This is a genomic window from Chitinophaga sancti (assembly GCF_034424315.1).
GTDB classification, from domain to species: domain Bacteria; phylum Bacteroidota; class Bacteroidia; order Chitinophagales; family Chitinophagaceae; genus Chitinophaga; species Chitinophaga sancti.
Window position 1 is genome coordinate 8,069,831 of sequence record NZ_CP139972.1, and the last position, 13,033, is coordinate 8,082,863.

At 45.3% G+C, this 13,033-nt stretch carries 7 protein-coding genes; 3 read left to right on the forward strand and 4 right to left on the reverse strand.

Annotation, left to right across the window (positions count from 1 at the left end; all coding sequences use genetic code 11):
- The first annotated feature begins 302 nt into the window (after positions 1-302).
- Positions 303-3,965 carry a phosphoribosylformylglycinamidine synthase gene (gene purL / locus U0033_RS31785; RefSeq protein ID WP_072363151.1) on the forward strand — a complete coding sequence of 1,221 codons (3,663 nt, stop codon included), beginning with the start codon at positions 303-305 and terminating at the stop codon, positions 3,963-3,965.
- Between the two features lie 145 nt (positions 3,966-4,110).
- Here the strand turns inward: purL and U0033_RS31790 are convergent, their stop codons facing one another.
- Both U0033_RS31790 and U0033_RS31795 read right to left on the reverse strand, forming a co-directional pair.
- Complete coding sequence (locus tag U0033_RS31790; RefSeq protein WP_072363150.1) at positions 4,111-5,097, reverse strand: aldo/keto reductase; 987 nt, start codon at positions 5,095-5,097, stop codon at positions 4,111-4,113.
- 229 nt (positions 5,098-5,326) lie between these two features.
- Positions 5,327-6,310 (reverse strand): aldo/keto reductase, encoded by a 984-nt coding sequence (locus U0033_RS31795; protein ID WP_072363149.1) that lies wholly within the window; start codon positions 6,308-6,310, stop codon positions 5,327-5,329.
- Between the two features lie 151 nt (positions 6,311-6,461).
- Between U0033_RS31795 and U0033_RS31800 the strand changes: the two genes are divergently transcribed.
- The gene (locus U0033_RS31800) at positions 6,462-7,358 is read left to right on the forward strand and encodes a helix-turn-helix domain-containing protein (protein WP_072363148.1); all 897 of its coding nucleotides are present in this window, start codon (positions 6,462-6,464) and stop codon (positions 7,356-7,358) included.
- Positions 7,359-7,620: 262 nt separating this feature from the next.
- Positions 7,621-7,974: a hypothetical protein gene (locus U0033_RS31805; RefSeq protein WP_072363147.1), complete on the forward strand. Its 354-nt coding sequence runs from the start codon at positions 7,621-7,623 to the stop codon at positions 7,972-7,974.
- A gap of 1,330 nt (positions 7,975-9,304) precedes the next feature.
- Here the strand turns inward: U0033_RS31805 and U0033_RS31810 are convergent.
- Both U0033_RS31810 and U0033_RS31815 read right to left on the reverse strand, forming a co-directional pair.
- On the reverse strand, positions 9,305-11,698 hold the full coding sequence (locus tag U0033_RS31810) for a T9SS type A sorting domain-containing protein (RefSeq protein WP_072363145.1): 2,394 nt from the start codon (positions 11,696-11,698) through the stop codon (positions 9,305-9,307).
- Positions 11,699-12,020: 322 nt separating this feature from the next.
- On the reverse strand, positions 12,021-13,007 hold the full coding sequence (locus tag U0033_RS31815) for a fatty acid desaturase (RefSeq protein ID WP_072363143.1): 987 nt from the start codon (positions 13,005-13,007) through the stop codon (positions 12,021-12,023).
- Positions 13,008-13,033 lie beyond the last annotated feature (26 nt).

Consider the following 13,033-nt stretch of genomic DNA (forward strand, 5'->3'; position numbering starts at 1 on the left):
ACTTTTGGCAGTTATCCTGTTTTAGGATAGGAAGCGCTAATGACAGTATAATTTATTGATAATCAATTAGGAATGATTTTTCAAGCTCAGTGGTCCAACCAGATAGCTGGTCGGGGTGTTCGTCTGCTGCCCTGCTAACTGCCCAATATTCCTTAAACGCCCTTCTGTATACAGGACGCCTTTTTCAGGGTGTTATGTCTTTTGTTTTCACTTCAGCCCCGACATGGATAAGGTTTCTTCCGTCTAAAGAAAAAAATAATTTGTTTTGTTATTGCTATAATTTTGGCGAATAATTACCAGGCATGATCTATTTTTTTTCGGATAAGTTACACACTGTTTTTGCAGTACAGAAATCACAGGATTTAACAGCGTTGGATATTTCAAAACTAAGTTGGTTGTTTGGAAATGCACAACTACACCAGGAAAAAGTACTGAAGGATTATTATGTAGGCCCTCGTGCGGCGATGGTAACACCCTGGAGTACGAATGCGGTGGAGATCACCCAGAATATGGATATACAGGGGATCGTACGTATTGAAACCTACAACAAGGTAGCTGCTAACTTTACCGGTTTTGACCCGATGCTGTCTCAGAAATATGCGGAACTGAACCAGGATATCTTCACTATCAGCATTGTACCCGAACCTATTATCGAGATTGAGGATATCGCTGCCTATAACCGTAAGGAGGGCTTGTCATTAAGCGAGGAAGAAGTTGAATATCTAAATAAGCTGTCTCAAAAAATGGGGCGTAAACTGACCGATTCGGAAGTATTTGGTTTTTCCCAGGTCAACTCTGAGCACTGCCGTCATAAAATATTTAACGGAAAATTTGTGATTGATGGGCAGGAACAGCCATTGTCCCTGTTTAAACTCATCCGTAAAACATCCGAAACCAATCCAAACAGTATCGTATCTGCCTATAAGGACAACGTGGCTTTTGTGAAAGGCCCGATGGTGCAGCAATTTGCCCCAAAACGTCCGGATGTGCCTGATTTCTATGAAGTAAAGGAATTCGAATCAGTCATTTCACTGAAAGCGGAGACACATAACTTCCCGACTACCGTAGAACCTTTTAACGGGGCTGCTACCGGTGCCGGCGGGGAGATCAGGGATAGGCTGGCAGGTGGTCAGGGCTCTATTCCATTGGCCGGAACAGCAGTATATATGACAGCGCTTTCCCGTCTTACCCAGGACAGGGACTGGGAAAAACACGTGGCAGAACGTAAATGGCTGTACCAGGCGCCTGTAGATATCCTGATCAAAGCATCAAACGGTGCTTCTGATTTTGGGAATAAATTTGGACAGCCCCTGATCACGGGTTCCCTGTTCACTTTTGAGCACGAAGAGAATGCGGTGACCCTGGGTTACGATAAAGTTATTATGCAGGCAGGTGGTATTGGTTATGCCAAGGCTAGTCAGGCTGCTAAGCATAAGCCATCTGTGAATGACAAGGTGGTGATCCTGGGTGGTGACAACTACCGTATCGGGATGGGCGGTGCTGCTGTTTCATCTGCAGACACCGGGGTTTTTGATTCTGCCATTGAGTTGAACGCCGTACAGCGCTCCAACCCGGAAATGCAGAAACGTGTAGCGAATGTGGTGCGTGGCCTGGTAGAAAGTGATCATAATACAATTATATCTATACACGACCATGGTGCCGGTGGACACCTGAACTGCCTGTCAGAACTGGTGGAAGAAACCGGTGGCCTGATCGACCTTGATAAACTGCCGGTAGGGGATCCGACCCTTTCTGCAAAGGAAATTATCGGCAACGAATCCCAGGAACGGATGGGGATCGTGATTGGCCAGGAGAGCATTGAAACCATGCAGCGTATTGCTGCTCGTGAACGTTCCCCGATGTATGTGGTAGGAGAGGTAACCGGCGACCACCGTTTTACCTTTAAGTCTGCCACCACAGGGCTGAAGCCAATGGACCTGAACATGGCTGACATGTTTGGCAGTTCCCCGAAAGTATACATGCGCGATAAAACTATCACCCGCAAATACCAGCCGGTTACCTACGATGTAAAACAATTACAGCAATACCTGGAGCAGGTATTACAGCTGGAAGCAGTAGCGAGTAAAGACTGGCTGGTGAATAAGGTGGACCGTTGTGTAAGTGGCCGTGTGGCTAAACAGCAATGCGCAGGCCCGCTGCAATTGCCATTGAACAACTGTGGGGTAATGGCCCTCGATTTTCAGGGTCAGCACGGTATTGCCACCTCAATTGGGCATGCGCCGCTGTCAGCACTGATCAGTCCTGCAGCGGGGAGCCGTAATGCGATTGCAGAGGCATTGTCCAACATCGTTTGGGCGCCGCTGAAGGATGGTATTACCAGTGTATCATTGTCTGCCAACTGGATGTGGCCATGTAAGAATGAGGGGGAAGATGCAAGATTGTACGAAGCGGTGGTAGCTTGTTCTGATTTTGCTATCGCATTAGGCATCAATATTCCGACAGGCAAGGATTCCTTGTCAATGAAGCAGAAATATCCTGATAAGGAAGTGATTGCTCCAGGTACGGTGATCATTTCAGCTACCGGTCATTGCGATGATATTAAGGCTGTCGTGGAACCGGTACTGCATAAGAACGGTGGCAGCATCTATTACATCAATCTTTCAGGAGATAAATATAAATTAGGAGGATCCTCTTTTGCGCAGATCGTCAACAAGATCGGAGACCAGACACCTGATATATTGAACGCTGCTTTCTTTAAGCAGGCATTTGACACCCTGCAGCAGCTGATCAAATCGGGCAAAATACAGGCAGGTCATGACATCGGTAGTGGTGGTCTGATTGTTACTCTGCTGGAGCTTTGTTTTGCAGACCGTGACCTGGGTGCAAATATTGACCTGAGCGGATTAGGAGAGCAGGATATCATTGAAATCTTATTTGCTGAAAATAATGGAGTCGTATTCCAGGCTGCTGCTTCAGTAGAAGCGGAGCTGGCAAAAGCAGGTATTGCTTATCATAAGATAGGTGAAGTAAGCGCAGCGGCGGCATTAACCGTAAAACATGCAACAGGTAACTATCAATTTGACATTGATCACCTGCGTGATGTATGGACGAAGACTTCCTACCTGTTGGATCAAAAACAATCTGGTGCAGTAAAAGCAAAAGAGCGTTTTGATAATTATAAGAACCAGCCACTGAAATTTACTTTCCCTGCCGGATTTACCGGGAAGAAACCTGCGATAGATAGAACAAAACCGCGGATCAAGGCGGCAGTATTGCGTGAGAAGGGTAGTAATTCCGAGAGAGAATTGGCGAATGCCCTTTATCTTGCCGGGTTTGATGTAAAGGATGTGCATATGACTGATCTCATTTCAGGCCGTGAAACCCTGGAAGATATCCAGTTCTTAGGTGCAGTAGGTGGTTTTTCCAATTCTGATGTGTTGGGTTCTGCTAAAGGATGGGCAGGTGCATTCCTCTATAATCCGAAGGCGAAAGAAGCGATTGAGAAATTCTTTGATCGTAAAGATACCCTCTCAGTGGGCATCTGTAACGGTTGTCAGCTGTTTGTAGAGCTGGGTTTAATCAACCTGGATCATGGCGAAAAGCCGCGCATGCTGCATAATGATAGCCATAAACACGAGAGCATCTTTACATCAGTAACTGTGCAGGAGAATAAATCCGTATTACTCTCCAACCTTGCGGGTAGTACTTTAGGCGTGTGGGTATCACATGGCGAGGGTAAGTTCGACTTCCCATATGAAGAAGATAAGTACAACATCGTTGGTAAATATGGTTATGAGGGTTATCCGGCTAATCCAAACGGATCTGGTTTTAACGCGGCTATGCTGTGTGATGTAAGCGGCAGACACCTGGTAATGATGCCACATATTGAGCGTTCAATATTCCAGTGGAACTGGGCAAATTACCCGGGTGGACGTAAGGATGAAGTGACTCCGTGGTTGCAGGCCTTTATTAACGGAAGGGAGTGGTTGGAAAATAGAAAATAAACAACCGGATATTAATAAAAGAGGTTGTATAGAAAGTAACATTACCCGGATTTAATGCGGGTACCTGGTGGCGGGAATTTTTGGTTATGAAATTCTCCATGCCTTCAGATTACTTTCTGTACAACCTCTTGTTCTTTCAGATCGTCTAAGCTTTCCTGTCTATTGCCTTATCCAGGTCTTCCGGATAGCGGCCACCCCGGGCTTCGATGCTATCTGCAGCCTGGGAGATCGTGCTTAACTCCCGGGGAGAAAGCTCCAGTGACGCTGCGCCAATATTTTCCTTCACACGTTCTGATTTCGTAGTGCCTGGTATCGGAACGATCCATGGTTTTTGTGCCAGTATCCAGGCGAGCGCCACCTGCGCAGTGCTGGCTCCTTTCTCCCGCGCTACGCGTTCGAGAATATCTACAAAGCCCTGGTTCGCTTCCATGTTTTCTTTCTGAAAACGGGGAAAGTAACTCCGGCCATCCTCTTTTTCAAAACGGGTATCTGCATTTATTTTGCCTGTCAGAAAACCTCTGCCAAGTGGGCTGAAGGGCACAAAACCAATCCCTAGCTCCTCCAGCACAGGAAAAACCTTTTCTTCGGGTTCGCGCCACCAAAGAGAGTACTCGCTCTGGAGTACGGATACTGGTTGCTCAGCATGGGCTTTACGGATGTTTACGACCCCTGCCTCTGACAGGCCAAAGTGCTTTACCTTACCCAAGGCAATGAGATCCTTTACGGTGCCGGCAACATCCCCGATGGGCACGTTGGGATCCACCCGGTGCTGGTAGAGGAGATCGATGGTCTCGATGCGCAGGCGCTTCAATGATGCGTCTACTACTTTGCGGATGGTATCCGGGTGACTGTCAAGTGCAGCGTTCGATCCATTTTTGAAGCCAAATTTGGTAGCTATCATCACCTTGTTCCTGAAGGGTGCCAGCGCCTCTCCCACGATATCCTCGTTGGTATAAGGGCCATACACCTCTGCCGTATCGAAGAAGGTGATGCCCTGCTCCACCGCGTCGCGTAATACACGAATGGCGGCTTGCCGGTCTGGCTGGTTAGCGTAACCATGGCTGAGGCCCATACAGCCGAATCCAAGTTCGGACACTTCTAAACCTGAGGTTCCTAATTTTCGTGTTTTCATTTTGTGTGTTTTATTTTCTGGCTGTTGTTTTCAAAGGATTGTGGACATGATCAATGAGCCCACTGCCTTTATCGATTTGATCTTTGTCAGATCATGGGCAGTTGAAGGCATTGAGATCAGTATTTAATTCGTTGACGAAGGTCTGCTCACATGCAGCACCGGTCTGAAGCGGGTAGGTGTCAAAACCAGGCAGCGGCCCCTCACTTTTAATGATTGAGGGGTGTCCTGCTTACTTGCCTTGCAATCCTGCCAGGCTTGCGGGATAGCGTTCTCCATGTAGGGGGATGGTGTCAAGCGCATGTTTGATAGTGCTTAGCTCTTCCTTGCTTAAGGTGATGTATGCGCCTCCTATATTTTCTGCTAAGCGTGTCATTTTCGTAGTTCCCGGGATCGGTGCAATCCATGGCTTTTGCGCCAGCAGCCATGCCAATGCAATCTGCGCTGGTGTTGCGTTATGTTCTCCTGCAATCATTGTTACAAGGTCAACAATGCTATGATTTGCTTCGCGGTTTTCTTTTGTAAAACGAGGTATAACATTTCTCCAATCGGTCTTATCAAATTCAGTATCTGCATTCATCTTACCCGTTAAAAATCCTTTACCCAGGGGGCTGAAGGGAACGAAGCCAATGCCTAGTTCTTCCAGTAATGGAATGATTTCTTTTTCAGGTTCGCGCCAGAACATGGAGTATTCGCTTTGCAGGGCAGCTACCGGTAGTACGGCATGTGCCCTGCGGATACTTTGCGCGCTGGCTTCACTCATACCGAGGTGTTTTACTTTGCCTTCGGCAATCAGCTCCTGAACGGTTCCGGCCACGTCTTCAACAGGCACATTGGGGTCTACACGGTGTTGATAAAACAGGTCGATATAATCGGTTTTCAGGTACCGGAGCGAGTTTTCTGCCACCTGCCTGATGCGTTCCGGGCGACTATTCAAACCATCAGTATTCCTGCCGTTTGCAAAGCCAAACTTGGTAGCAAGGATTACTTTATCGCGTACGTGGTGCAAAGCTTTTCCTACCAGCTGTTCATTGGCGCCCTGCCCATATGCTTCAGCAGTATCAAAGAAAGTAATACCCGATTCATACGCCTTCTGAATGACAGCAATGGCATCTTTTTCATTTGTAGCCGGACCATAGCCATGGCTTAATCCCATGCAGCCGAATCCAAGTTCGGACACTTCTAATCCAGCGTTTCCTAATTGTCTTGTTTTCATTTTATGCGTTTTAGGCTACAAAATTGCGGAGGAAGGGTGGGCCGTTTTGTATCCGGATTACGGGTATTCCTACCAATATTACAGGTTGGGAAGGCGGGGGCAAAAAGGGCTTGCCGAAAGCAGTAAATTTGTAGGGATAAAAGAATAAGGTATGGAAGAGATTGTAAAAATTACCAGCGTTGCACAATATAATGCTATGCGGGGGCTGACTACCAAACATCCGCTGGTGGCGGTGATTGACATCTCTAAAGCGTTACCGATGCCCGCCAGGTCATTTAACATGGGTTTGTATGCGGTGGGGCTGAAAGAATTGAACAATGCACAATTGCGCTATGGAAGGAAGCATTATGACTACCAGGAGGGCAGTATGATATTTGTTGCACCCGGACAGGTGGTCGGTGTGGAGCCGGGGCTGGAATCATTTACCCCGACAGGCTGGATATTGGTTTTTCATCCTGACCTGGTAAATGGTACGTCTTTGGGCAAACGCATGCAGGATTATTCATTCTTTTCGTATGATGTAAATGAAGCGCTTCACCTGTCGGATAAAGAGCGGGGGATTGTGATTGATTGCCTCTCAAAAATCGAATATGAACTCGATCAGAATATTGATAAGCATAGCAAAGGATTGATTGCTTCCAATATTGAGTTGCTGCTCAATTACTGCGTCCGTTTTTACGACCGGCAGTTCATCACGCGTGATACTGCAAATAAGGGGGTATTGGAGCGGTTTGAACATTTATTGAAAGATTATTTTTCATCTGACAAACCGCAGTATGAGGGTTTGCCTTCTGTGGCTTATTGCGCTGAGGCCTTGCATTTATCACCGAATTATTTTGGTGACCTGGTAAAGAAGGAGACGGGTAGATCTGCCCAGGAATATATTCAGGCAAAAGTGATCGATGTGGCAAAGGAGAGAGTGTTTGACAGGAATAAATCTGTGAGTGAAATTGCTTACGAACTGGGATTTAAATATCCGCAGCATTTCAGCCGTTTATTTAAGCAAAAGGCTGGTCTTACGCCGAATGATTACCGGATGAAATATTAAATGAATTTCAATTTGATTTCATTTTTTGGGGATGTTGAAATGTTTGTGTGATACTTAAAACTGCTAATTTTCTGCATCTACCCGATAATGATACTTTCATGCAGATATAATTGGAAATTATAAACTTTCTTGTATAAAGTATTGTATTTTTGGTGTGGTTAATGACCTGTCGAATTTCTCTACAAGGCTGGTATTTTGCCCCGAATATAGGTTTTAGTTTATCCCTGAATAGCACCAAATACAAATTTTAAATAAAGCAGTTATGAAAAATGATTTAGAACAAGCGGTAAAAAACCTGATAAAAGGGAATATTTCCGGAAAGATTCCAGGATTAGATGGGAGTAAGGATTATTCGATAGTAGAGACGTGTATGACGGATGTGATGGCGATTGCTTATAACCATAATATTGAAGAGGCGATTGATGATGTTTTTTTATTGCAGGTGCAGATTGGGTTAACATCGGTGTCTAAGCAGCAGATCAGGAACCGGGTGAAGGAGTCTTATCACCTGTTTCCGGTGGAGATAAAGGCATTTTGTACTTATGTAGCGTTGCAGAAGGGGCGTTCTTCTGATGAGGAGATAATTGACCGGGTTACATCGATTCTTAAAGGATAAGATTTAATTTTTATAAATGAATGAGCCAGGTGAATAGCCTGGCTTATTCATTTATAAAATCGGGGAGAAAGGAGGAACTGATTAACCTTCGCTATCATATAATAATGAAGGCTGCTGTCTATATTCCTCCCAATCCTTTTAACTTCCGGTAATTAATGCTTATGAATATTAAAATACTTACCTAAATGAACCCAACTATAATATTTTGCTCAAAACCCATTAATTCAACAGCAACTCAATAGGTAAATCACCCATTCAAATAAAAAAAATTGCGCACGCAAACCTTCATCGAACGGAGATGAAAGCAAACTTTCCTCTAATCAGGTGAACTTTCAAAGGGTATCACCTCCAGGCGGCTCAACCTTGAGCCGCCCTTTATTTAATTCAAAAACCAGGCACAGAGGAAGCCAACCTGGTGCTTCGTGATGGAATGTACCCCATGACCTTTTTCTGGTACCCAACCGTTTTTTAGCAATAAAGCCTACCATAAGTATGGTTATGGTCAGTTATTTTGATGCTCCTTTGGCAGATGGCAGGCATGGTATCAGTGAGCTGGCTGCCAGATATCATAGATTGATAGGGCACGTGTCGGTACCTTTGATTACTTTGATGAAGGTATGGTGGCGATAGCGGTAAGGCGTACTTACCCAGATGTTAGAAAAGATAGGAGTCGCCTCTTCCGGGAACCAGGATATAAGCGTTTTCGGGGAGAAACTTTCCAGGAGATTGATTCCGGTTTTGCATTTTAAGTAACACCGAATCAGGAACGGGCTCGAAGCTGAACCAACATTTTTATTAGTTACCGGTAAAGTAGGTACGAATGTACATCCGGCAGCTGTCTATAGAATGCTTTGATCCTGTCCAAAATAGACTTTGATATGCTGGTGCTACCGGGGCAAAGTCATACGTACGATGAACTGAATAAAATATATTTTCAAAAGCGATTACGAGAATACTTTAAGTTCCACTTATGATTTAAAAAGGCGAGTCTGACAGGACTCGCCTTTCATCTTTTATAATAAGCATCCCTCCTCTTCTGAACCTTACATTCCACAATCGCCAAGTACCTTTGAAAACCTTTGCCATTAGGGGAAAACCATTTAAGAGCATAAACCATTTATCAGAACAAGCCGCACATTGTTTAGAAATGTCCATTTATAACCAGCCCAGGAGGCGTGTAATCCAGTTTATTTTTATCGGTCTTGTACTGCTCATTGTAGCCCGATTATTTGTTTTACAAATAATGGAAAAAAAGTACTCCAAGCTTGCTGATGCGAATTCCGTAGTGCGAAAAGTCGTCTATCCCAGCAGAGGGATCATCTATTTGTGATTAATCTGCCTTTACAAATTTTATACTGCTTGTAGTGCCATTCGCTTTTGTCAATGCCAGCAGGTAGACGCCGTTTGGTAAATGAGAGATGGATAAGGTGATACTTGTTTTAGTCAGCATGTCATCTCTTTTTAAATACGTCTTACCATCCAGGCTGTGGATTTCCATTGTTTTCCAGTTGGAGAGCTGGTCAATGGTAATACTTGCACCCGCTGGATTGGGATAAATACGAGGCCCCGTGTTGGTGGATGGATCCGGGTCTAGGGCCGTGATCACATCTACTTTAAAGCTAAGCTGGTTGCTGGACACTGTTGTTGCGGTCAGACATCCAGCCTGGCTGCTGGTGAGCTGGCAAAGGAGCTTATCTCCCGTTTTCTTTGGTGTGTACGTAAGTGCTTCAGCAGATGCTTCGTTAATGTCAGACCAGGTATGTGTATTGGTGCTATCCATCCATTGATAGAATGGGGCACTGCCACCGTTGGTGATGACGGCACGCAGGCTGGTAGATACATATTGCCTGACAGATGTAGTACCGCTGATTGTGATGGATGGTGTGGCAGATGACTTTACCAGTAGGTGATGTATATTGCTGCTATCATTATCGGCCAGGCAGCGAAACCGATAGCCAGACCAGGCTGGCAATACCTTTGTAAGGGTCAATGTAGCGGAAGTGGCACCGCTCACATTTACATACCCACTACCTGTATTTTGCTGCCATTGATAAGTGCCGGCATTTCTGCCAGCTGTTAGGGTGGTATTGGCGCCTTCGCACACGGTGACAGTATCCGTCCTGCCAAAAGAAATATCTACAAGGCTCAATGAAGCAAAGGTGCTGCCTGTACCTACTCTCAGGTAAATATCCAGGGAATCTACTCCTGTAATGCCTGTGTAGTTGATCGACCTGTCATAGTCAGGGCTCGCGCTGGTACCATATCTTGTTTCTATATTTTTTGCGGCAGTCCAGTCTTCAGCGGCTAATCTTGTTTCCAGGATCCTTGGGGTCGTAACGGCATCCAGCCTTGCTCCCCACAATTTGAAATTGTAAGTGCTGTTTTTAGCCAGTCCTTTAATCCTCAGTATTACACCATTCGGATTGATAGAATTATACAGGAACATGTTATCAGATAATGCCGTGGAAGGATAATCACCTATACCAGCTGAGAAGCCGTTGTTATTGATTGCCCTGGTGGTAGACGACGTATTATAGGTACCATCCGGGGTGCCTATAATTTTCATAGATATGGTGGTGGCACTATCTGCGGTCGTAATGAGCTGAGTGATGGTTGCACCGTCTTTGAATCCTGCTGATCCACCGCTGCCATACCAGTTGTTCCAATAGTTGCCAAAGGCATCGGGGGAGGCTGTTGGTTGGCCTATTGCTGTTCCATTCGGCAGTATTGTACTCACACCATCTCCTCCCAGGTCAACGAGGATCCGGTTTGTATTGCGCACTTTTATATTTCCCGGTGAACTGGCTGGTGTCAATGATACAATATTGGAATAAGCAGCGGCAGATTCAGATCTTACCCTGAAATATTGTGTTGCCGTAAATGTATTTATGTATGTTTTTTTGACTGTATTAGTGACAGTATCAAATGTGCTCCAGGTAGTTCCATCAGCAGAGGTCTCAATAATATATACGCCTGTTACAGGCTGGAAATAATTCTTCCACCTTGCAAAAAGACTGTCTGCTATAAACTGGTTTCCGGTGGTATTCAAATGCACGCCATCGCCGGCATCATATATAGAATTGATTGCCGCATCTGTGCTGGCGGTAGTATTGACTACGGGGGTAAATCCTTCTACATATCGGTTGGGCCATGCTGCCCGTATGCTATCTGCCAGCACTTTTAACTGTGTTTGCAGGGTTGCATTGAAAGTAGTACGTGGTTGTGTCGTTTCCCAAAAGATGGGAACACCACTGTTCAGGGCTAATCCATCCAGGTACCTGAAGTTCGCCATGATTGCTGCATTGGTCAGTCCATTGGCCACGTCATTTGTAGGCAGGGAAATGAAAATAAAATCCGGGTTGCTATTCAGTGCACTATCGATATTCTTTCCCGTGGTACCTCCTAAGCTGGTGGGCATCAGGTTTGCACTGGCATAGCCTGCTACAGCAAGGTTGATCCAGGTAGAACCGGAGGTGTTAGCAGAAAGCCAGGCATTGATTTTATCTCCCAGGCGATCCGGATAAGATAAGAGATACCCTGCCAGGGTAGATGAGCCTAAACCCACAACACGGGGGCTTGTCGTTAATGTTTTGTCGTTTGTATTCCAACGTAAGGTAAAGGTGTTATCACTGTTCCTATATACTCCTGCATGTAAAGTGGTATCGTTGGCGTTCACTGTCAAACTGGTCAGGCATATCACCAGCAAAAAAAAGTAATACCGCATAGAAGGGGGCAAAATTAGTCTTTATGTAGAAATAACCTGTAGTAAATGTTGGATGCGAGATAGTTGTTATATATCTGCTCACCTTTGAAAGGAGATTGTTCCATTTTCCCAAACATGCTATAATTAAAGCAGATCCCAAACAGTCCATCGATATAATTGAATTGATTACCGCCAATACCGGTCAAACAGTCTATGAAGGATCTGCAGTATTCAGTGGCCCTGTAGATAAAGGGAAGAATTGGGTATGGTGGAAGATGGATGTTGGAAATTATATCTGATAAAAAAATCCCGCCTTATAATGGGGCGGGATTTATATCGAAAATTAGATAGCTACTGATTCTTCTTTTTCTTTTGCAATCTTCACTTTTTCTTTTCTCATCACTCTTGAATAAAGGGACAATTTCGGATTGAAGATAAACAACCATATCAGCCTGGACCATGACTGATGTGACAGTAATGAATCGTAATAGGCTGGTGCTTTTGATTTGATCTGTGGCAACTTGTTCCATGGAATGGAAGGGAAGTCATGGTGTTCGTTATGATAGCCTACATTGAAGGCTACTTTATTCAGCGGACCATAATAGCTGTAAGTCTCCTGTACGGGATCGAGGGTCAGGTAGTGTTCCTGGATCCAGCGTGCACCCAGCGGATGCAGGCCTACTGAGAAGAAGAAGCTGGCCAGCATAAATACGAATGCTTTTGGACCGATGAGCATGATAATAGCTGCATCGAAGGCAAGCTGAATGATCCAGTTCATCACTACCCAACGGTCGAACAGTTCAATGTTCAGACGGGCAGTACGGGTAACCTGGAATACCGGGAAGAACAGGAACCACATCATTTTATTGATTGGGTTGTTGCTCACCAGTCTGGCTTCCCAGAAATCAGGCAGATCCGCATCCAGGTCATGTTCACCCTGGTAAGCGTGGTGCTTGAGGTGATATTTCTGGAAAGAGGCAGAGCTGGCAAAAATGTGCGGCAGATTGGCGATCATACCAGCCAGCATATTCGGGAATTTACCTCTGAATATAAGGTTGTGGCTGGATTCATGGATCATTACCCACAGGGCATGGCTGATGAATGCACCCACCAGGTATGCTGCGCCAAATACCAACCACCAGGAATGATCATTCACCCAGTAAGAAATGGCTACCTGTGCTCCAACGAGCCCAAGAATCAGGAATATGGTGTATGGATTTTTTCCTACGAGTTCCCTCATCTCCGGGTGTTCTTTAAGGATTTGTCTAACTCTCACATGGTGCGGATTAGGATCCGTACTCCAGGTAAAATCTGTAGGCTTGTTAGTCATGCGCTGTTTATGGATTGTTTGAATGT